Origin of the sequence: Streptomyces broussonetiae (assembly GCF_009796285.1) — a bacterium.
In the GTDB taxonomy this organism is placed as follows: Bacteria; Actinomycetota; Actinomycetes; order Streptomycetales; family Streptomycetaceae; genus Streptomyces; species Streptomyces broussonetiae.
The window spans coordinates 6,355,798-6,374,113 of the sequence record NZ_CP047020.1 but is presented as its reverse complement, the minus strand read 5'-3'; the positions used below and the strand labels follow the sequence as shown (position 1 = coordinate 6,374,113).

Annotated in this window: 22 protein-coding genes; 12 read left to right on the top strand and 10 right to left on the bottom strand. The window is 71.8% G+C overall.

Annotation, left to right across the window (positions count from 1 at the left end; all coding sequences use genetic code 11):
• Nucleotides 1–66 precede the first annotated feature (66 nt).
• The 4 genes from GQF42_RS29530 (at nt 67) to GQF42_RS29515 (ending at nt 4,122) form a co-directional block, all read left to right on the top strand.
• Nucleotides 67–1,020, top strand: coding sequence for an ATP-binding cassette domain-containing protein (locus GQF42_RS29530; RefSeq protein WP_158924860.1), 954 nt, complete (start codon nt 67–69; stop codon nt 1,018–1,020).
• Nucleotides 1,021–1,025: 5 nt separating this feature from the next.
• Nucleotides 1,026–1,799, top strand: a complete 774-nt coding sequence (locus GQF42_RS29525; RefSeq protein WP_158924858.1) for an ABC transporter permease — start codon at nt 1,026–1,028, stop codon at nt 1,797–1,799.
• 131 nt (nt 1,800–1,930) lie between these two features.
• A complete protein-coding gene (locus tag GQF42_RS29520) occupies nt 1,931–3,250 on the top strand; it encodes an ABC transporter ATP-binding protein (RefSeq protein WP_158924856.1) in 1,320 nt (439 codons plus the stop codon).
• A complete protein-coding gene (locus GQF42_RS29515; protein ID WP_158924854.1) occupies nt 3,247–4,122 on the top strand; it encodes an ABC transporter permease in 876 nt (291 codons plus the stop codon). The genes GQF42_RS29520 and GQF42_RS29515 overlap by 4 nt, the downstream gene beginning before the upstream one ends.
• Nucleotides 4,123–4,132: 10 nt before the next feature.
• Here the strand turns inward: GQF42_RS29515 and GQF42_RS29510 are convergent, their stop codons facing one another.
• Nucleotides 4,133–4,465 carry an ATP/GTP-binding protein gene (locus tag GQF42_RS29510; RefSeq protein WP_158924852.1) on the bottom strand — a complete coding sequence of 111 codons (333 nt, stop codon included), beginning with the start codon at nt 4,463–4,465 and terminating at the stop codon, nt 4,133–4,135.
• 222 nt (nt 4,466–4,687) lie between these two features.
• Between GQF42_RS29510 and GQF42_RS29505 the strand changes: the two genes are divergently transcribed.
• On the top strand, nt 4,688–5,716 hold the full coding sequence (locus tag GQF42_RS29505) for an LLM class flavin-dependent oxidoreductase (protein ID WP_158924850.1): 1,029 nt from the start codon (nt 4,688–4,690) through the stop codon (nt 5,714–5,716).
• Between the two features lie 117 nt (nt 5,717–5,833).
• On the opposite strand, the gene GQF42_RS29500 is transcribed toward GQF42_RS29505, so the two are convergent.
• Nucleotides 5,834–6,226 carry an SCO5389 family protein gene (locus GQF42_RS29500; protein WP_158924848.1) on the bottom strand — a complete coding sequence of 131 codons (393 nt, stop codon included), beginning with the start codon at nt 6,224–6,226 and terminating at the stop codon, nt 5,834–5,836.
• Nucleotides 6,227–6,502: 276 nt separating this feature from the next.
• On the opposite strand from GQF42_RS29500, the gene nucS reads away from it, so the two are divergent.
• Nucleotides 6,503–7,174, top strand: coding sequence for an endonuclease NucS (gene nucS, locus GQF42_RS29495; RefSeq protein WP_199272846.1), 672 nt, complete (start codon nt 6,503–6,505; stop codon nt 7,172–7,174).
• A gap of 59 nt (nt 7,175–7,233) precedes the next feature.
• On the opposite strand, the gene GQF42_RS29490 is transcribed toward nucS, so the two are convergent.
• The 3 genes from GQF42_RS29490 to GQF42_RS29480 all read right to left on the bottom strand — a co-directional run bounded on the left by GQF42_RS29490 (nt 7,234) and on the right by GQF42_RS29480 (nt 11,430).
• Nucleotides 7,234–9,834, bottom strand: coding sequence for an ATP-binding protein (locus GQF42_RS29490; protein WP_158924846.1), 2,601 nt, complete (start codon nt 9,832–9,834; stop codon nt 7,234–7,236).
• A 255-nt stretch (nt 9,835–10,089) separates the two neighbouring features.
• Nucleotides 10,090–10,413 (bottom strand): STAS domain-containing protein, encoded by a 324-nt coding sequence (locus GQF42_RS29485; protein WP_158924844.1) that lies wholly within the window; start codon nt 10,411–10,413, stop codon nt 10,090–10,092.
• Nucleotides 10,414–10,581: 168 nt separating this feature from the next.
• A complete protein-coding gene (locus GQF42_RS29480; protein WP_158924843.1) occupies nt 10,582–11,430 on the bottom strand; it encodes a 3-hydroxyacyl-CoA dehydrogenase family protein in 849 nt (282 codons plus the stop codon).
• A 488-nt stretch (nt 11,431–11,918) separates the two neighbouring features.
• Between GQF42_RS29480 and GQF42_RS29475 the strand changes: the two genes are divergently transcribed.
• The 3 genes from GQF42_RS29475 to GQF42_RS29465 are packed head-to-tail and all read left to right on the top strand — an operon-like array spanning nt 11,919 to nt 13,782.
• Nucleotides 11,919–12,143 (top strand): hypothetical protein, encoded by a 225-nt coding sequence (locus tag GQF42_RS29475; protein WP_158924841.1) that lies wholly within the window; start codon nt 11,919–11,921, stop codon nt 12,141–12,143.
• Entirely contained in the window at nt 12,140–13,060 is a 921-nt protein-coding gene (locus GQF42_RS29470; RefSeq protein ID WP_199272845.1) for a SigE family RNA polymerase sigma factor, read from the top strand. Before GQF42_RS29475 ends, GQF42_RS29470 begins: the two co-directional genes overlap by 4 nt.
• Before the next feature lie 11 nt (nt 13,061–13,071).
• The gene (locus GQF42_RS29465; protein WP_158924839.1) at nt 13,072–13,782 is read left to right on the top strand and encodes a hypothetical protein; all 711 of its coding nucleotides are present in this window, start codon (nt 13,072–13,074) and stop codon (nt 13,780–13,782) included.
• Between the two features lie 35 nt (nt 13,783–13,817).
• Here the strand turns inward: GQF42_RS29465 and GQF42_RS29460 are convergent, their stop codons facing one another.
• The 3 genes from GQF42_RS29460 to GQF42_RS29450 all read right to left on the bottom strand — a co-directional run bounded on the left by GQF42_RS29460 (nt 13,818) and on the right by GQF42_RS29450 (nt 15,411).
• A complete protein-coding gene (locus tag GQF42_RS29460; protein ID WP_158924837.1) occupies nt 13,818–14,135 on the bottom strand; it encodes a hypothetical protein in 318 nt (105 codons plus the stop codon).
• A gap of 37 nt (nt 14,136–14,172) precedes the next feature.
• The gene (locus GQF42_RS29455) at nt 14,173–14,691 is read right to left on the bottom strand and encodes a hypothetical protein (RefSeq protein ID WP_158924835.1); all 519 of its coding nucleotides are present in this window, start codon (nt 14,689–14,691) and stop codon (nt 14,173–14,175) included.
• Nucleotides 14,692–14,766: 75 nt separating this feature from the next.
• Entirely contained in the window at nt 14,767–15,411 is a 645-nt protein-coding gene (locus tag GQF42_RS29450; protein ID WP_158924833.1) for a TetR/AcrR family transcriptional regulator, read from the bottom strand.
• A gap of 97 nt (nt 15,412–15,508) precedes the next feature.
• On the opposite strand from GQF42_RS29450, the gene GQF42_RS29445 reads away from it, so the two are divergent.
• Genes GQF42_RS29445 through GQF42_RS29435 form a run of 3 tightly spaced genes read left to right on the top strand, consistent with a single transcriptional unit; the run spans nt 15,509 to nt 17,643 of the window.
• A complete protein-coding gene (locus tag GQF42_RS29445; protein WP_158924831.1) occupies nt 15,509–16,294 on the top strand; it encodes an ABC transporter ATP-binding protein in 786 nt (261 codons plus the stop codon).
• Nucleotides 16,295–16,307: 13 nt separating this feature from the next.
• The gene (locus GQF42_RS29440; RefSeq protein WP_158924829.1) at nt 16,308–17,057 is read left to right on the top strand and encodes an ABC transporter permease; all 750 of its coding nucleotides are present in this window, start codon (nt 16,308–16,310) and stop codon (nt 17,055–17,057) included.
• Between the two features lie 13 nt (nt 17,058–17,070).
• The gene (locus GQF42_RS29435; RefSeq protein WP_158924827.1) at nt 17,071–17,643 is read left to right on the top strand and encodes a cob(I)yrinic acid a,c-diamide adenosyltransferase; all 573 of its coding nucleotides are present in this window, start codon (nt 17,071–17,073) and stop codon (nt 17,641–17,643) included.
• Nucleotides 17,644–17,658: 15 nt separating this feature from the next.
• On the opposite strand, the gene GQF42_RS29430 is transcribed toward GQF42_RS29435, so the two are convergent.
• Both GQF42_RS29430 and GQF42_RS29425 read right to left on the bottom strand, forming a co-directional pair.
• The gene (locus tag GQF42_RS29430; protein ID WP_158924826.1) at nt 17,659–17,865 is read right to left on the bottom strand and encodes a hypothetical protein; all 207 of its coding nucleotides are present in this window, start codon (nt 17,863–17,865) and stop codon (nt 17,659–17,661) included.
• Entirely contained in the window at nt 17,865–18,293 is a 429-nt protein-coding gene (locus tag GQF42_RS29425) for a hypothetical protein (RefSeq protein ID WP_158924824.1), read from the bottom strand. The genes GQF42_RS29430 and GQF42_RS29425 overlap by 1 nt, the downstream gene beginning before the upstream one ends.
• Between the last annotated feature and the right edge of the window lie 23 nt (nt 18,294–18,316).

Genomic DNA, 18,316 nt, shown 5'->3' with positions numbered 1-18,316 from the left:
GGAGCACGGTGCGAGGCCCTCTGCCTTCAAGTGGCAGGGGGCTTCGGCTCGTCTTAGCGTGGCCGCATGATCGAGCTGGTGAGGCTGACCAAGCGGTACGGGGAGAAGGTGGCGGTCGACCATCTCACCTGCACCGTCCGGCCCGGCATCGTCACCGGGTTCCTCGGACCCAACGGGGCCGGGAAGTCCACCACCATGCGGATGATCCTCGGGCTCGACCACCCCACCGCCGGTGACGTCCGGATCGACGGCAGGCACTACGACCAGCTCAAGGACCCGCTGACGTACGTCGGGGCACTGCTGGACGCCAAGGCCGTGCACGGCGGGCGCAGCGCCTACAACCATCTGCTGTGCCTCGCACAGAGCAACGGGATCTCCGCGCGCCGGGTGTCGGAGGTACTGGAGACCGTCGGGCTCACCGCCGTGGCGAGGAAGAAGGCCAAGGGGTTCTCGTACGGCATGGGGCAGCGGCTCGGGATCGCCGCCGCGCTGCTCGGCGACCCTCGGATCCTGATGTTCGACGAGCCGGTCAACGGGCTCGACCCGGAAGGCATCCACTGGATCCGCACCCTGATGAAGTCGCTGGCCGCGCAGGGGCGGACCGTGTTCGTCTCGAGCCATCTGATGAGCGAGATGGCGCTGACCGCCGATCATCTGGTGGTCATCGGGCAGGGCCGGCTGCTCGCGGACACCTCCATGGCCGACTTCATCCGGCAGAACGCGCGGTCGTACGTGCGGATCCGCTCACCGCAGCGCGAGCGGCTGCTGGACGTGCTGCACGAGGCGGGGATCACCGTCGTCGAGGCGGGCGGGAGCGTGCTGGAGGTGGACGGGGGCGAGAGCGAGCGGATCGGCGAGCTGGCGGCGGGGCACGGGATCGTGCTGCACGAGCTGAGCACCCAGCAGGCCTCACTGGAGGAGGCGTTCATGCAGCTGACGGAGGACGCGGTGGAGTACCACGCGCAGGCCGGGCCGGAACCCGCCCCGCAGGAGTGGGGCGCCGCCTGGAGAGGGGTGTGACACCCGTGGCAGCCGGTCAGGTCATCCGCTCCGAGTGGACCAAGATCCGGTCGGTGGCGTCCACGGTGTGGACGCTGTCGGCGGCGGTGGTCGTCACCATCGCGGTCGGGATCCTCATCTCCGCGCTGTCCCGGAGCCAGTTCGACTCGATGCCGATCACGGACCGGCTGTCGTTCGATCCGACCTTCGTCTCCTTCGCGGGCATGACACTCGGCCAGCTCGCCATGATCGTCTTCGGTGTGCTGGTGGTGTCGAACGAGTACAGCACCGGCATGATCCGGGTCTCGCTGGCGGCCGTGCCGCGCCGGGCCACCTTCCTGTTCAGCAAGGTCGCGGTGGCCACCGCGCTCGCGCTGGTCGTCGCCATGGCGACCAGTTTCGCCACGTTCTTCCTCGGGCAGGCGGCGCTCGGGCCCTACCGGGCGCGGATCGGCGACCCGGGGGTGCTGCGCGCGGTGGTCGGCGGCGGGCTGTACATGACGCTGATCGCGGTGTTCTCCATGGGGGTCGCCACGATGCTGCGCTCGCCGATGCTGTCGCTCGGCATCCTGATGCCGTTCTTCTTCCTGATCTCCACCATCCTGGGCAACGTCGACGCGACGAAGAAGATCGGCCGGTTTCTGCCGGACCAGGCCGGCAGCCGGATCATGCAGGTGGTGCCGAGACTCGGCGACGACCGGCCGAACGGGCCGTGGGGCGGGCTCGGGATCATGGTGCTGTGGGTGATCGCCGCGCTCGTGGGCGGTTACGTCCTCCTCAAGCGCCGGGACGCCCAGTAGGCCTCGGGCACACGCACCGCAGTACTTTGGCTTTACTTTCTTTTGGGCGGAACCGTCAGCGCCTCGATATCCTCCTAACCCTTACGGGGGCGTGTGCCCCGCTGTCCTGAACCTTTCGATGGGTGCGGAGCATGATCGAGGCTGTCGGCCTGACCAAGCGCTACGGCGACAAGACCGCCGTGTACAACCTTTCCTTCCAGGTCCGGCCCGGAGCCGTGACCGGCTTCCTCGGGCCGAACGGCTCGGGCAAGTCGACGACGATGCGGATGATCCTCGGGCTGGACAACCCCACGGCCGGCTCGGTGACCATCGGCGGCCACCCCTACCGCAGGCTGCCCAACGCGCCCCGCCAGGTCGGCGCGCTGCTGGACGCCAAGGCCGTGCACGGCGGCCGGAGCGCCCGCAACCACCTGCTGAGCCTCGCCCAGCTGTCGGGCATCCCGGCCCGGCGCGTGGACGAGGTGCTCGGCGTCGTGGGCCTGCAGAACGTGGCCAAAAAGCGCTCCAAGGGCTTCTCGCTCGGCATGGGCCAGCGCCTCGGCATCGCCGCCGCGCTCCTCGGCGATCCGCAGGTGCTGCTGTTCGACGAGCCGGTCAACGGCCTCGACCCCGAGGGCATCCTCTGGGTCCGCAATCTGATGAAGGCACTCGCGGCCGAGGGCCGTACCGTCTTCGTCTCCTCGCACCTGATGAGCGAGATGGCGCTGACCGCCGACCACCTGATCGTCATCGGGCGCGGCCAGCTGCTCGCCGACATGAGCGTGACGGACTTCATCTCGGCCAACTCCGCCGACTTCGCGCGCGTGCGCACCCCGGACACCGAGCCGCAGCTGCGCGAGAAGCTGACCTCCGCGCTCACCGAGGCCGGCGGCCACGTCCTGCCGGAGCAGGACGGCGCGCTGCGCGTGACCGGCCTGCCGCTGCCCCGGATCAGCGACCTCGCGCACGGGGCGGACGTGCGGCTGTGGGAGCTGTCGCCGCACCAGGCCTCGCTGGAGGAGGCGTACATGCGGATGACGCAGGGCGCCGTGGACTACCGCTCGACCATCGACCAGAAGGCGGGCCTGCAGCAGCCCCTGCCGCCCGGTGCGCAGCCGCCGATGCCGGTGCCCGGACAGGGCCAGCCGGGCTGGTACGCCCCGCCGCCGCCCCAGCAGGGCGCCCAGCCCGTCCCCGGCGGGCCGGCGGCCCCGTCCGGCCCGGCGGCCCCCGCAGGCCCGTACGGCGCCGCCCAGCCGGGTCCGTACGGCGCTCCGGGCACTCCGGGCGCCCCGGCTGCCAACCCGTACGCCCCCCAGCAGGTCCAGACGCCGGGCACCGCCCCGCAGGCCGCCCCTGCCCCGCAGGGCCAGGCCCCGGGCGCGGCCCCGGCCGCACCGCCCGTCCCGCAGCAGGCGCCCGCCGCCGCTCCCGCCCCCGCCGACCTGACCAAGCCCGAGGACGCCCGATGAGCACCCCCCAGCCCCCGATGCCGCAGGCCCACTCCGCGCCCGGCTGGCAGCCGGTGCCCGGCGGGCCGTACCCCGGTTACACCTCGCCGATCCCGGTCGTGCGCACCCACCTCGGGCATGCGCTGACCTCCGAGTGGACGAAGATCAAGTCGGTGCGGTCCACGATGTGGACGCTCGGTGTGTTCGTGGTCCTCGTCGTCGGCATCGGCCTGCTGGCCGGCGCCACGGTCAGCCACTCCTCCTCGCAGATGGACGACCAGAACCCGCTGCAGCTCGGCTTCTTCGGGCTGCTGCTCGGCACCATCTGCATCATCACGCTCGGCGTGCTCACCACCGCCTCCGAGTACGGCACCGGCATGATCCGTACGACGATGACGGCGTGCCCGAGCCGCGGCCGGGTGCTGGCCGCGAAGGCGATCGTGTTCTTCGCCCTCGCCTTCGTGATCACGCTGGCCGCCGCGTCCTTCGTGGCCATGGTCCAGAACTCCATGGTGCACGGCAACGGCGCGCGCACCCCCACCGGCAGCGAGTGGTTCAAGGCCACCGTCGGCGTGAGCCTCTACCTGGCCCTGCTCGGCCTGCTGTCGCTGCTCATCGGCTCGATCCTGCGGCACTCGGCGGGCGCCATCACCATCATGATCGGCGTGGTGCTGGCCCCGCTGGTGATCGCGCTGTTCATGTTCTCCGCGTCGCTGCACAAGGTGCGCGAGTGGCTGCTGGAGTACTCGATCCCGAACCAGATGAGCGTGTTCTACGCCAACTCCCTGAGCAACTCCGGCCCGTCGGGCTGGGAGCCGCTGTGGATCATGCTCGGCGTGACCGCGGCGGCCGGCGCGGGCGCCTACGCGCTCCTGCGCGGCCGGGACGTGTGACGCGGGGTTCTCAGAACTTCGGCGCGTTACGGGGCCGCTGCACCCGCGTGGTGCGGCGGTCCTTCGCGTTCCAGCACGCCTTGTGCCAGTGCCGGCGGTCGTCCACGCCCGCGTACTCGGGCCAGGCCACGACGTGCGGGACACCGGAGGCGATCAGCTGGTCGCAGCCCGGGCAGCGGTAGGTCTTGCCCTGCGCGCTCGCCCCGGCGACATGACGCACGCTCCACTCCTCGCCCTGCCAGCTCTCGGTCGACTGCCACCCGCCGTACCGGCCGGCGGGGTCGTCCTCGGCGCTGCGACCCGACGAGCCGGCTGCCTTCGGTCGGTTGCGACGCGGGGACACGGGACACCTCTCGGGGCTGTACAGGAAGCAGGGGCTGCATCCAGCGTACGCGCCGCCGAGTGGGGTACGCGTAGGGCACCAACCCACACAAGTCCCCCTCCGGGACCTGCGATTCTGCAGACAATCCGCAAATCTCTCCGCCAGGCCGTGTCCTGGGCACGTGTCAGACGGTTATGCCGGGCGGGGGAGCTCCGGGTCGGAGCCAAGGAAGCAGGAAATGCGATGTACGTAGGAAGCTTTGTGCTGGGCGCCCAGTTCCCGGGTCAGGGCCCGGGAGAGGCCCTGCACCGGGCGGTCCGCTCGGCGGAGGTCGCCGAGGAGGCGGGGCTGGACGCGGTCTGGCTGGCCGAGCACCACTTCGTGCCGTACGGCACGTGCCCGTCCGCCATCACGCTGGCCGCGTATCTGCTCGGCCGCACCCACCGCATCCGGGTCGGTACGGCGGTCAGCGTACTGCCCACCGCGCACCCGGTGGCCCTCGGCGAGCAGGCCGCGCTGCTGCATCTGACGAGCGGCGGCCGGTTCACGCTGGGCGTGGGCCGCGGCGGCCCCTGGGTGGATCTGGAGGTGTTCGGCACGGGCCTCGGGGCGTACGAACACGGATTCCCGGAATCACTCGATCTGCTGCTGCGCTGGCTGCGCGAGCCGCGCGTGGCGGCCGACGGCGAGCGGTTCCGCTTCCGCGAGGTCCCGGTCGTGCCCCGTCCGTCGGAGGCCCTGACGGAGGCGCCCGGCCCCGAGGTCGTCATCGCCTGCACCTCCCCGGCGAGCGTGCGGATGGCCGCCGAGCGCGGGCTGCCGATGCTGCTCGGCATGCACGTCGGGGACGAGGAGAAGGCCGAGATGGTCGCGCTGTGGCGGCGCTGCGCCCGGGCGGCGGGCTGGCCCGAGGAGCAGATCACCGACGCGGCCCATGTCTCGGCCGGGGTGTGCCAGCTCGCGGACCGGCGCACGGACGCGGCGGAGACCCTGCTGAAGGCGATGCCGGGCTGGCTGAAGCAGGGCCTGGAGGCCCATGTGACGGTGGACGGGCGGGCGCGCACTATGCGCGATCCGCACGCCTACACCGAACTGCTCTGCGGGCTGCACCCGGTGGGCACCCCGAGGCTCGCCGCCGACCGGCTCGCCGCCACCTCGGAGCGCACCGGCATCTCCCGCTTCGCTCTCCTGGTGGAGGGCTCGGGGGATCTCGCCGCGACCGAGGAGAACCTCCGGCGGCTGGGCGCCGAGGTGCTGCCCCAGCTGCGCTGACCCGACCGGCCCGCGCGCAAGCCACCTGGGGGGCTTGCCGCCCCAGTACTGAATGCACCTCCCGCAGATGGAGCGGCAAGCCGGCGGCACACAATGTCTGCCGATCGGGACTGCCCGTCAGCAGTCCCGAAGCTCCGGCGACTGGTTCAGCAACTGACTGCGCACCGACGTGAAGCGGGTCAACGTCTCGTCCACTGCGGGGTCGAGCGGGAACACCGCCACACGGTGGCAGTTCTGGAAGGCCAGCCGCACACCGAAGTGCCGCTGCAGGGCGCCGCGGATGGCGTCACTCGCGAGCGCACGCAGCAGCTGACCGCGTGCCTGCTCGTCCGGCGGGGGCGTCTGGTTGTCGGCGAAGGAGCCGCCGTCGACCTTCAGCTGAGCCACCAGGGAGCTGATCATCTCCCATGCGTAGGGCAGGGAGGTCCGGACGCAGTCGACGAATTCTGCTTCGTCGACCTCGCCTCGCTCGGCCTTTTCGAGTAGGGCCGGTGAGACGTCGAGCGACATGGGTTCTCCTCTCGCACCCCCGTGGAACAGGGGTTGCCGGACAGGTCAGGGAGTTCGCGATGTCGAACACGCACCGTGCATACGTCGCAACCTCCCGTTCCCTACGGTAGGCAACGGTCGGTGACCACACCAGCAGAATGCGTATATGGAACGGTCTCCTCTGGCACACAATCGGCCAGGGATGAACAAGAGTTTCCAGGGACAATTGGGGCGATACACAGGGAGCGGGTTGGGCGAATCGCGCACACCGGCGCGCGTCGAGTAGCGTTGCCGACCATGCGTCTCGTCATTGCCCGATGCTCGGTCGACTACGCCGGCCGGCTCACCGCCCACCTGCCCTCGGCGCCCCGCCTGATCCTGGTCAAGGCGGACGGCAGCGTCTCCATCCACGCGGACGACCGGGCCTACAAGCCCCTCAACTGGATGTCGCCGCCCTGCACGCTGAAGGAAGGCGGCGGCGAGGAGGAGGGCGTCTGGACGGTCGTCAACAAGGCGGGCGAGAAACTGATCATCACCATGGAGGAGATCCTCCACGATTCCTCGCACGAACTCGGCGTGGATCCGGGTCTGATCAAGGACGGCGTGGAAGCGCACCTCCAGGAACTGCTCGCCGACCGCATCGAGACGCTCGGCGAGGGCTACACGCTGATCCGCCGCGAGTACATGACGGCGATCGGCCCGGTGGACATCCTGTGCCGGGACGCCGACGGCGCAACGGTCGCGGTGGAGATCAAGCGCCGGGGCGAGATCGACGGCGTGGAGCAACTCACGCGCTACCTGGACCTGTTGAACCGCGACCCCCACCTGGCCCCGGTCCGCGGCGTCTTCGCCGCCCAGGAGATCAAGCCCCAGGCCCGCGTCCTCGCCACCGACCGCGGCATCAACTGCCAGGTCCTGGACTACGACGCCATGCGCGGCATCGAGGACGACAAGCTCCGCCTGTTCTGACCGCCCTCCGCCCTCCGCCGTCCCCCTCCCCTGCCGGGAAGAGGGACGGCGGACGCGTGTCAGGCCACCGTTGCGGAGGGCTGCGGTGCGCTCTGGGACGCCGACGCGCTGCTCGCCGTGGTGCCGGTCGTGCCGGTGGGGCCGCTCGTCGTGCTGCCGCTCGTCCCGCTGCTCGTACCGCCGGTGGTGCCGCTCGTGCCGCCGTTCGTGGCCCCGCCCGAGGAACCGCCCGTGGAGCCTGTGCCGGTGGTCCCGCCCGAGCCACCGCCCGTCGGGCTGCCGCTGGAGCCGCTGGTCGTACCGCCGGTGGAGCCGCTGCTCGTGCCGCCCGTCGGGCTGCCGCTGGACCCGCTCGAGGAGCCTCCCGCGCCGCTGCCGGACGTACCGCCCGTCGGCGAGGTGGCGGAACCCGACGGCTTGGGCGACTTGGACGGCGGGGACGACGTCCGGCCGGGGCCGGACGGGCTGATGCTCTCCGACGGCCGGGCCGGGTCCGTCGACGACGGCGCCGGGCCGCCCGTGGCGCCGTGGGTGCCACCCGGGCCCCGGTTCGTCGGCCGGCCGCTCGCCGCACCCGTCGTGCCGCCGCTGCCCTGGTTCGGGTCCGCGCCCAGGGTGCCGTCGTCCGTGCCCTGGCTGATCGACGGGTTGACGTCGACCTTGCCGGCGGGGTTCTTGTCGGCGTTCTCGTGGGACGTCATGCCGAGCGTGACGACCGTACCGAGCACCGCGGCGAGCAGCGCCCCGGAGCCGGCCGCCACCAGGTTGCGGCGGGCCAGCCGCCGCAGGCCCCCACCACCGCCGTCGGTCCCGGTCGGGGCCGGGGTCACCGGGAACTGACGCGTGACCAGGGGGTCGCCGAGAGGGACGTACGGCGGCGGCGCCGACTCCTCGTGCCGTGCATCCGGCCGCTCCTCCCCCGCCGTAGCCGCCGTCCCGGGCAGCTCGCCGGAGCGGTCGGCGACCAGCGCGAGGGCCCGGCGCCCGGCGACGGTGCCCCGCTTGTCGGCGAGCGCACCGCGCAGCCCGATGGACGCCTCCAGTTCCGCACGCGCCCGGTCGAGCTGTCCGGCGCAGAGTGCGAGGACTCCCAACTCATGGTGAAAATAGGCCTGTTCACGTACCTCGCCGGCCAGCCGGGAGGCTTCCGTACCGGCCCGCAGCGCGCGTTCCCAGGCGCCCCAGTGCAGTCCGGCGGCGAAGGCGGGCGCGGCCGTCCGGGCGAGCCGTACCGCACAGCTCTCCTCGCCCTCGGCCGCCGGCGCGGTGTGCGGGAGGACGGCGCCGAGCGCTGCCAGGAGCGCGTCGGCCTCCGCGCCCACCCGCTCCGGGGTGACCGAGGGATGGCCGGACCACCAGGTGTAGTGCCCGGCTGCGGTGAGCGCACGGTCCCCGGCGTCGTCGGCGTACCCGGCGGCCTCCAGCTGGGCCGGCACCCCGGCCGCGAGGCGGTAGCGGGAGCCGACCGGGGAGACCAGTCCGCAGGCGATCAGCTCGCCGAGGGCGGCGTCGGCGTGGGTGTCCCCGACCAGCGCCGGCAGATGTGCCTGGTGCGGCACCTCGCCGCCGAGCGCGACCGCGAAGCGCAGGGTGGCTCGGGCGGAGGCGCTGAGCCGGGAGGCGAGCAGCGGGGCGGGCGCGGCGGCCTCGCCGAGCGAGGGCAGCGGGACGGCCTCCGCCTCCGGCGCGTCCGGGGCCGCCTCGTGGCGTACGTCCTCGAAGACGCCGTACTCGTCCACCGCTCCGGCGCCGGCCCGCAGTTCGTCGCGCTGCCGGAGCAGGGCGCCGGCCTGGACGAACCTGAGCGGCAGCCCCTCGGACTCGAACCAGAGATCGCCGGCCCAGTTGGCCTCCTCCTCGGTGAGGACGCGGCCGACGGTCCGCTCCAGGATCTCCACGCCGCCGGCGCGGTCGAGGCCGGCGAGGAAGACCTCCTCGACCTGGGACTCGGCGGAGGGCGCGGGCACCTCGGGGGTGGCGCCGATCAGGAACGCGCACTCCCGGGCGATGTCGAGCAGTTCGTCCAGGGCGGTGCCGCCGAACTCGATGTCGTCCAGGACGACGACGGCTCCGATCTCGGCGACGAGGGCGTGCAGATCGTCGCGTTCCGGGCGGTGGCCCGGGGCGTCGTAGACGGCGTGGCAGAGGTCGTGGAGCAGTTCGCCGGCGGTGCGGTGGAAGCCGGAGAGCCGGATCACGCCGTCGGGGGCGAGGTCCAGGCAGTCCTCGGCGACCAGGTCGAGCAGGGCGGTACGGCCGCAGCCGCCGGGGCCGGTGAGCCGGACGGAGCGTCCGCGGGCCAACAGCCGGACCAGGCGTTCGCGTTCGTCCTGCCGCTCCAGCAGGGACGGCGCGGGCTGGGCGGGGCCGGCCGGCACGGGCGGCCGGGCGGCCCGCTCGACCTCGGCGCGCTCGGCGGCGGTTCGCTTGCGGGGCCTGCCGGGGCGCTGGGCCGGCGGACAGGGCTCTATCTCGCTGCCGTCGACGGGGTTGACGGTCAGCAGCAGATCGCCGGAGACGACCTGCGCCGTACGGGCGAGCGCGGGCGTGCTCTGGCCGAAGTCGGAGGTGAGGGATTCCCGGGGCGGGCGGCGGCTGTGCGCCTGACCGTACTCCTCGGGTCCCGGGTCGATCGGGTCCGTGGGTTCCCTGGATTCCATGGGATTCAAGCCCCCCCAAAAGCGTCGTGTGCCCGGATTCCGGCCCCTCCCGGCCTTGTCGCACACCGCGCTGTCGCTTCTGGTCCGGGCCCGCTCGGTCGAGGGTTGCGAGGCGGCGGGCGACCGAACCCTAAACCTTCGCTCAGTATCTCCGACAGGGCGGGGTGCCGTACGGCCCGTGACGTCACAGTCTCATGAGGATTGCCCCCGACGTGCGGTTCGGCGACTGTGCCCCGGCCCGTCCCGTCCCGCGGGTCACACCCGGGGCAGTGACTCCACCCCGATGCCGCCCTCGATGGCGAGGATGCGGTGCAGCCGGGTGGCGACCAGCAGGCGCTGCATCTGGGGCGGGACACCGCGCAGCACCAGACGGCGACCGCAGCGGCCGGCCCGCCGATGGACACCCATGATCACCCCGAGGCCGGTGGCGTCCCAGGAGTCCAGTTCGGACAGGTCGAGCACCAGGTCGCCGACTCCGTGATCGACGGCCAGGTGCAGGGCCGTACGGGCGTCCGCCGCGCTGCGGACGTCGAGGCGGCCCCCGACGACCAGCTCGGCGTGGTCGCCCCTGATGTGCATATGCGCTCCCCGTTGAGTGCGGTTGGCGTACTCCGTGTCGGTGCTGTGCCCGGTCTGACTGTGCGAGTGGTGGTGCGGTTGCTGCTTGTAAGCGAACCGATACCGAATTCACCCCGGGGAGTGATGTTCCCGGGGTGGATGTCCGGCTTGGGTGCCTGGGGCGGGATTTCAGTACGTGTAGAAGCCCTGCCCGCTCTTGCGGCCGATGTCACCGGCGTCCACCATCCGGCGCATCAGCTCCGGCGGGGCGAACTTCTCGTCCTGGGACTCGGTGTAGATGTTGCTGGTGGCGTGCAGCAGGATGTCGACGCCGGTGAGGTCGGCGGTGGCGAGCGGCCCCATGGCGTGGCCGAAGCCCAGCTTGCAGGCAAGGTCGATGTCCTCGGCGGTGGCGACCCCGGACTCGTAGAGCTTGGTGGCCTCCACGACGAGCGCGGAGATGAGCCGGGTGGTCACGAAGCCGGCGACGTCGCGGTTGACGACGATGCAGGTCTTGCCGACGGACTCGGCGAACTCCCGTGCGGTGGCGAGGGTTTCGTCGCTCGTCTTGTAGCCGCGCACCAGCTCGACCAGCTGCATCATCGGCACCGGCGAGAAGAAGTGGACGCCGACGACGCGCTCGGGGTGCTCGGTGGCCGCCGCGATCTTGGTGATCGGGATGGCGGAGGTGTTGGAGGCGAGCACCGCCCCGGGGCGCACGATCTTGTCGAGCGCACGGAAGATCTCGTGCTTGACCTCGAGCTTCTCGAAGACGGCCTCGACGACGACGTCGGCGTCGGCGGCGGCGTCCAGGTCGGTGGTCGCGGTGATGCGGGCCAGGGCGGCGTCGGCGTCGTGCGCCTCCAGCTTGCCCTTGCCGACGAACTTGTCGTACGAGGCCTTGATGCCGTCGGTGCCACGCTTGAGCGCCTCGTCGGTGACGTCACGCAGGACGACGTCCCAGCCCGCCTGCGCCGCGACCTGAGCGATGCCGGACCCCATGAGACCGGCTCCGATGACGGCAAGCTTCCGTGCCACTGACGACTCCCTCGAACGCGCTCCAAGTCTGCTTCTCCGGCGGACCATAGCGCTCCGGAGCCGCTGTGTGACCGGTAAGTAACGCGCGTCACGTCTCACTTGACGGACATCACACCGGCAGCGGTACGAGCCCCTCGATCGTGCGGCCCCCTCCAGGGATGTTGCTTCAGCACAGGGGGCCGCACGGTTTCCCAGTGCGGTGTCGAGTGGCGCCTGGGGCTTTCCAGGATGGCGGCGTACGACACGGTGCGTGAGCGGAAGTCGCCTTTCCCCCTCAATAGGTTGAATCGCTGTCATTCTCCCGTCGCGCCAGGGGTGGCGCCGGGTAGCGCGGGCCGGCCCTTGGGGTCATTGTTCCGTAACTCCATGATCACGTGGCGTGGTGGACAGGGGCGGGGCCATGCTGGCTCTCCCTTCCGATGGCGCTTCAGCACCGCCTGACGGAGGGGCAGTTGGAGTGAGACCCGCTCACAGAAACGAAGTGCGTGATGTCGAGTGAGAAGGTGTGGACCGTCGCCGTCCTGGTGACGGTCCTCACGTGGAGCACGGTGATGACCGTGCTGGGACAGGTCGCCGCCATGGCCACCCTGCTCCCGTCCCTGGGCCTGCTCGTGCAGCAGATGGTCCAGGCCCTGACCGGCCCCGGCAGTCCCCGGGCAGCCGCCGACCCCACAGCCACGACCACCGCCGCCGGGGAGGAGCCACCCCGATGACCGAGCCCCCTGGCACAGGCCGCCCCGCTTCCCCGGAGCCCGCCGGCACGGGCCGCCCGGTTCTCCCGGAGCCCGCCGGCCGGCGCGGCCGCAAGCCGGCCCCCATCTCCGCGGCTGCGGGTCCGGCGCACCGGGCCTGGCTGGAACCGGTCCGCCGCCACGTCTTCACGAGCGGTATGACCCTGGACGACCTCGTCCACCGCTCCGGCTACTCCAAGACCCGGATCAGCGAACTCCTGCGCGGCAACGGGTACTACCCCACCTGGGAGATCACCTTCAGCATGATCCGTGCGCTCGGTCTGCCGGTGCGGCCGATGCGCCGGCTGTGGACCGCCGCGGCGCGCGAGGCCCGCAAGGAACGGTGGTGGATCGAGCAGTGCATCGAGCAGGTGGCCTGCGAGGCGGAGCCCCCGCCCCTGGCCCACCAGGCCTTCATCGAGACGATGCGCGCGCCCTACACCGCCTACGCCCGCGCCTTCCTGCTGGCCGAGGACCGCGTCCGCTGGGCGGTGGGCGAGACCTTCGACCTGCTGTGGCTGTCCTGGAGCACGGTCGCGAGCAGCGAGAACGTCCGCCGCAACGCCTGGCTGCTGCTGCGCACCCGGGTCCTGGCACGCGCCGCCCACCGCGACGGCCGCCCCGACCTGCGCGCCGCCGTCTTCTCCACCGAGGAGGTCGGCGACAGCGTCCCGGGCCACCTCGTGGTGATGACCGACCTGGTGGACCTCTTCGACGCCATAGCCCGCCTGCCCCAGGACCAGATGGACGTGGTCGTGCTGGGTCACCTGTGCGGACAGGATCTGGCGGAAACGATCCCCTACGTCACCGGCCTGAGCCCGGCCATCACCCACGCCGTCGACCACCACGCCCGCGCGGCCCTCGAAGACCTGCTGCGCCGTACCGGCTCCCGGGAGTGAGCCCCACCGCCATGACAGACACGACAGACATAGACGCCCTCCTCGCACGCGCCCGGCTGCGCCGCCGCCCCGAGGTCCCCGCCGACACCGTCCCCTACGAGGACAGCGCCTACCCCGGGTACGCGGAGGACGTGGCCGACGTCGCCGGCGCCCGCCCCGCCGACCCGGCCGCGATCCACGACCTGCGCACCCTGTGCGACTCCCTGCTCGGCGCGCTGGCCCCCGGCACGCTCCACTTCCTCACCGACCAGCTGCCCGAACCCGAGTGCGCCTGGCTGCTCGGCTGCGCGCTGCTCGTCGCCGGCATCGACGAGGGAGCCCGCTTCTGGTGGCAGTACGCCGGCGGCGCCGGGCACGCTCCGTCCGCGTACTGCCTCTCCCTGCACCACCGCGCGCGCGGCGAGACCCATGCGGCGGCCTTCTGGTACGACCAGACCGGCCTGGAGACGGTGACCGCCGAGCACGACACCATCCCGGTGATCGGCCTCCGCCCGCCCGTCGACTGCACCTTCGACGCGTCCGTGCCCACGGTCCTCAGGGTCCTCAGCCGACTGACCTCGCCGGGCGCCCGCAGACGTCCCCGCCGCGCGGAGGTGATCACGTCCTACGTCGCCCACGCCGTGACCCGCGGCTACGCCCGCCATCCCGGGGTCGAGATCCCCGTACCGGGACCGTGCTTCGCGGATCGGGTCAGCTCTCTCCTGACGGAAACGGCACGGTGATCACGACGGCGTCGATACGCTGCGTGCTCAGTCCGTTACATGTCCGCTTCGGGGGTTTGCCATTTCGACTGAGGCGCCCGAGGACTTCGTGCCGGCCGCGGGCTGCTGGGCGCAGACGGTCCAGAGTCGTTCGTGTGCTCCAGCGACTGGCGCCGGTCGTCGACGCTGACGGGGGCGACGTCCGGGAAACCGGCCTCGCCCGCGGTGGACTTCGCCATGTTCAGCCGCAGTCCGACGAGTTGGGGCACCGCCGTGCCGTCCGGGGCTGCCTTGTACGTTTCGCCGCAGGCGGTTGCGAGCAGCGCGAGGACGGTCAGAGTGACGGCGGCGGAGACCGGATGCCGGGGCCGCACGACGGACACCTCTGCCCTGTGACGGTGACCGGCGGCCCTAGCCGACCCACTCCCGCAACAGCGCCTCCCGCTCCGCCGCCCGGGGTGAACCGCCCTCCCGGGCGCGGCCCCACTCGGACATCGCCGCGAGGGTCGTCGCCATCGTCGCGGCGCCGTCCGTGAGGCGGGCGAGGAGGGCGCGGGAGAGGTCGACCTCGGTCCGGGAGTAGCCGACGGCCGCCGCGACGTAGGCCGCCAACTCGTGCTCCCCGTCGGACGACTGGACGCGCACCGTCATGAGCGGCGGAGCCTCCTGGCCGTACCCCGTGGTCAGGACCAGCTCCGTCATGCCCAGGGCCAGGTCCGCGACCGCACCCAGCTGCCGCTTCAGGGACTTCTCGGGGACGTCCGCCACCGTCAGCGCGGACACGTCCTCCCACAGGTGGAGGCCGGACCGTCCGTCGCCGAGGGCCATCACGCCCTCGGACGTCAGGCGCACCCCGGGGGCCAGGCCGGCCGGCTTGGCGCCCACGTACACGTCGCCCTCGGCGATCCAGAACAGGCCCACCATGGCCATGGTCAACCCACTTCCCCGACGGTCAGATCGCCCTTCGCAACGCGCGAAGGAACCGGAAGGTTCCCGCTCGGAGCGTCAACGCGTCTGTGCTCGCACCGCGTAGCCGAGGACACGCTCGCTCAGCAGGTCCTCGATGTCGTCGAGGAGGGCGAGCACCTCCCGGGAGACCTCGGCAGGTCTGCGGCCGGCGAGCATCTCTCGGCTGATGGTGACGAAGACCGACTGGTGGATCCAGCAGATCTGGCCGGCCATCAGGTCGGGCAGCGGGTCGCCGGGCTCGGCGCCGGTCTCCTCGCGCAGGGCCGCCGTGACGTTGTCGTGCACCTCCTGCTGGAAGGTCCACAGCCGGGAGCGCAGCGCCGGCGCCTCGTGGATGACGCGCATGAAGCGGTCGTAGCCCTCCATCAGGCCGACCCGGGGCGAGACGGCCTGGACCTCCTCACGCAGCTCGCGCAGCACGGCGCTCGCGGCAGACTCCCCCGCGTCGCGGCTGCGGATCCAGCGGGCGAGCCGGTCGACCATGCCGGCCGAGCGGTCGAAGAAGAGGTCCTCTTTGGCCGGAAAGTAGTTGTAGACCGTGTTGACGGAGACGTTGGCCGCCTCGGCGATCTCCGCGACGGTCACCGACTCGAAGCCGCGCTCCAGGAACAGGCCCGTGGCGACATCCGAGATGTACTGCCTGGTCTGCCGCTTCTTCCGTTCCCTGAGTCCCTCAGCCATGCCCGCATCGTAGCTTCGCTGGACCCACTGGAAAGTTGGTGACATATAAAACTTGGTGTCGTTGCAAAATTTCAGAGACTCTGTTTTTCTGTGGGGCATGGCATCAGTCATCAGTGCGGCGGGCCTCGCCCGCACCTTCCAGAGCAAGTCCGGCCCGGTCGAGGCCGTCCGGGGCATCGACCTCACCGTCCGCGCGGGCGAGATCCTCGGCTTCCTCGGGCCCAACGGCGCCGGCAAGACGACCACCCTGCGGATGCTCACCACCCTGCTGAAGCCGACCGGCGGCGCGGCCACCGTCGCCGGGCACGACCTCGCGACCGACCCGGCCGGGGTGCGCCGGGTGTCCGGGTACGTGGCCCAGTCCGGCGGGGTCGATCCGCAGATCAGCGTGCGGGAGGAACTGGTCACCCAGGGCCGGATGTACCGTCTGACCAGGGCGGAGGCGGCCGGGCGGGCCGAGGAACTCGCCCGCGACCTGGACCTCGGCGACCTCCTCGACCGCAGGACGGCGGCGCTGTCCGGCGGCCAGCGCCGCCGCCTGGACATCGCGATGGCCCTCACCCACCGCCCCGAGGTCCTCTTCCTGGACGAGCCGACGACCGGCCTCGACCCTGCCGGCCGCGCCGAGCTGTGGGACCTGGTGCGCCGGCTGCGCGACGAACACGGCACGACCGTGTTCCTGACCACCCACTGCCTGGACGAGGCCGACGCCCTCGCCGACCGCCTGGTGATCGTCGACCGGGGCACGGTCGCCGCCGAGGGCACACCGAGCGCGCTCAAGCTGCGGCACGGCGGCTCGCTGGACGCCACGCTCCAGGACACGTTCCTCGCCATCACCGGCCGCGGTCCCGCCCCGGCCGACACCACCCCCGTAGCCGTCTAGGGATCCCGAGAAGATGCTGCTGAACGACACGGCCCTCATCTACGGCCGCTATCTGCGCCAGTCCCTGCGTTCCCGCTTCGCGCTGCTCTTCGGCGTGCTCACCCCGCTGCTCTACCTCCTCTTCTACGGCCCGCTGCTCACGCATCTGCCGCTGGGCGGGGGCGGCAGCTCCTGGCAGGTGCTCGTGCCCGGCCTGCTGCTCCAACTGGGCCTGTTCGGCTCCCTGTTCGCCGGATTCACGGTCATCATCGAGAACGGGCAGGGGGTACTGGAGCGGATGCGGGTGACCCCGGTCAGCCGGCTCGCCCTGCTGCTCGGCCGGGTGCTGCGCGACACCACGGTCTTCGTCTTCCAGGCCGTGCTGCTGGTGCTGGCCGCGCTGGTGATGGGGCTGCGCGCGCCGCTCGCGGGCATCCTGATCGGCTTCGCGTTCGTCGCCCTGCTCACCCTGTCGCTGGCCTCGCTGTCGTACGCGCTCGGGATGAAGGTCCGCACCCCGCAGGAGTTCGGCCCGCTGGTCAACATGGTGTCGATGCCGTCGATGCTGCTGTCCGGCCTGATGCTCCCGATGACCCTCGCGCCCACCTGGCTGGACGTGCTCTCGCACTGCGTCCCGTTCCGCTATCTGGTGGACGCGGTGCGCGACGCCTACACCGGCCACTACGCCGACGCGCACATGCTCCACGGCGCCCTCGTCGCCGTCGGCTTCGCGGCACTGGCGGTGACGGTGGGCACACGGGTGTTCCGGACGGCCGGAGCATAACTACGCTGGTCACATGGTCAATCTGACGCGCATCTACACCCGGACCGGGGACAAGGGCACCACCAACCTCGGTGACATGAGCCGGGTGCCCAAGACGGATCTCCGTATCTCCGCCTACGCCGACGCCAACGAGGCCAACGCGGCGATCGGCACCGCGATCGCGCTGGGCAACCTGGACACGGAGGTCGTCCAGGTCCTCTCCCGCGTCCAGAACGACCTGTTCGACGTAGGTGCGGACCTGTCGACGCCGGTGGTGGAGAACCCCGAGTTCCCGCCGCTCAGGGTCGAGCAGTTCTACGTCGACAAGCTGGAGGCGGACTGCGACCGCTTCAACGAGCAGCTGGAGAAGCTGCGGTCCTTCATCCTCCCGGGCGGCACCCCCGGCGCGGCCCTCCTGCACCAGGCCTGCACGGTCGCCCGCCGGGCCGAGCGCTCCACCTGGGCGGCCCTGGAGGCACACGGCGAGACGATGAACCCGCTCACGGCCACGTACCTCAACCGGCTGTCCGACCTGCTGTTCATTCTGGCGCGGATCGCCAACAAGGAGGTCGGGGACGTGCTGTGGGTCCCTGGTGGGGAGCGCTGAGCGCACCCCACCAGGTCACCGGTCCGCGTTGCTCGTCGCGTCCTGGTCGGCCGCCGCGGCGGCGGACTGGGCCGCGTTCACCTTCTGCTGCATCTGCGCGTACCCCGAGGGCGTTGCGGAGGGGGCCGGTGCCCCCGAGGAGGCGCCGGTGTGGTGCGCGCAGCCCGCGGTGAGCGCCACGAGCAGTGCCACCGCGGGCAACGCGGCGTGCCGGACCCGCATCAGCCCGCCGCCTTGGCTCCGCCGTTGCCCGCGGCCTTGCCCATCCCGTTGTCCTTGCACCAGGCGGAGACGGCGACGAGGTCCTTCTGCCGCTGCTTGAGGTTCGTCACCAGGGACTTACGGAGGTTCAGCCGGTCCTGGAGATACGTGGCGATCTGGGTGTGGCCCGCCTTCTTCGCGTTGTCCACCCGCTGCTCGAGCCGGGCGACCGAACCGCGCCGTGCGACCCCGGCGTCGAGCCGCTTGAGGGCCCGCTCGATGCGGCGGTCGAGCTTGGGCACCCGCTTGCACAGCGCCTGCGCGCCGTCGCCGGTCGGGCCCGGCCCGGGGGTGCTGTCGGCCGCGGCTGCCGTCCCCGCCGTGCCCGCCAGCACGGCCGTCACGGCGAGCCCCGCGAAGAACGTGCGCGCGCGTCGTCGTAGGTACATGTGCCTCTCCGTTCACTTCCGTT

What these genes read in the sequence shown, in the direction of transcription:
- GQF42_RS29485 (WP_158924844.1), bottom strand. Translation starts at nt 10,413, where the DNA reads ATGCACATCAGGGGCGACCACGCCGAGCTGGTCGTCGGGGGCCGCCTC.
- GQF42_RS29505 (WP_158924850.1), top strand. Translation starts at nt 4,688, where the DNA reads ATGTACGTAGGAAGCTTTGTGCTGGGCGCCCAGTTCCCGGGTCAGGGC.
- GQF42_RS29445 (WP_158924831.1), top strand. Translation starts at nt 15,509, where the DNA reads ATGGCATCAGTCATCAGTGCGGCGGGCCTCGCCCGCACCTTCCAGAGC.
- GQF42_RS29515 (WP_158924854.1), top strand. Translation starts at nt 3,247, where the DNA reads ATGAGCACCCCCCAGCCCCCGATGCCGCAGGCCCACTCCGCGCCCGGC.
- GQF42_RS29450 (WP_158924833.1), bottom strand. Translation starts at nt 15,411, where the DNA reads ATGGCTGAGGGACTCAGGGAACGGAAGAAGCGGCAGACCAGGCAGTAC.
- GQF42_RS29440 (WP_158924829.1), top strand. Translation starts at nt 16,308, where the DNA reads ATGCTGCTGAACGACACGGCCCTCATCTACGGCCGCTATCTGCGCCAG.
- GQF42_RS29430 (WP_158924826.1), bottom strand. Translation starts at nt 17,865, where the DNA reads ATGCGGGTCCGGCACGCCGCGTTGCCCGCGGTGGCACTGCTCGTGGCG.
- GQF42_RS29465 (WP_158924839.1), top strand. Translation starts at nt 13,072, where the DNA reads ATGACAGACACGACAGACATAGACGCCCTCCTCGCACGCGCCCGGCTG.
- GQF42_RS29490 (WP_158924846.1), bottom strand. Translation starts at nt 9,834, where the DNA reads ATGGAATCCAGGGAACCCACGGACCCGATCGACCCGGGACCCGAGGAG.
- GQF42_RS29435 (WP_158924827.1), top strand. Translation starts at nt 17,071, where the DNA reads ATGGTCAATCTGACGCGCATCTACACCCGGACCGGGGACAAGGGCACC.
- GQF42_RS29425 (WP_158924824.1), bottom strand. Translation starts at nt 18,293, where the DNA reads ATGTACCTACGACGACGCGCGCGCACGTTCTTCGCGGGGCTCGCCGTG.
- GQF42_RS29470 (WP_199272845.1), top strand. Translation starts at nt 12,140, where the DNA reads ATGACCGAGCCCCCTGGCACAGGCCGCCCCGCTTCCCCGGAGCCCGCC.
- GQF42_RS29530 (WP_158924860.1), top strand. Translation starts at nt 67, where the DNA reads ATGATCGAGCTGGTGAGGCTGACCAAGCGGTACGGGGAGAAGGTGGCG.
- nucS (WP_199272846.1), top strand. Translation starts at nt 6,503, where the DNA reads ATGCGTCTCGTCATTGCCCGATGCTCGGTCGACTACGCCGGCCGGCTC.
- GQF42_RS29500 (WP_158924848.1), bottom strand. Translation starts at nt 6,226, where the DNA reads ATGTCGCTCGACGTCTCACCGGCCCTACTCGAAAAGGCCGAGCGAGGC.
- GQF42_RS29455 (WP_158924835.1), bottom strand. Translation starts at nt 14,691, where the DNA reads ATGGCCATGGTGGGCCTGTTCTGGATCGCCGAGGGCGACGTGTACGTG.
- GQF42_RS29520 (WP_158924856.1), top strand. Translation starts at nt 1,931, where the DNA reads ATGATCGAGGCTGTCGGCCTGACCAAGCGCTACGGCGACAAGACCGCC.
- GQF42_RS29475 (WP_158924841.1), top strand. Translation starts at nt 11,919, where the DNA reads ATGTCGAGTGAGAAGGTGTGGACCGTCGCCGTCCTGGTGACGGTCCTC.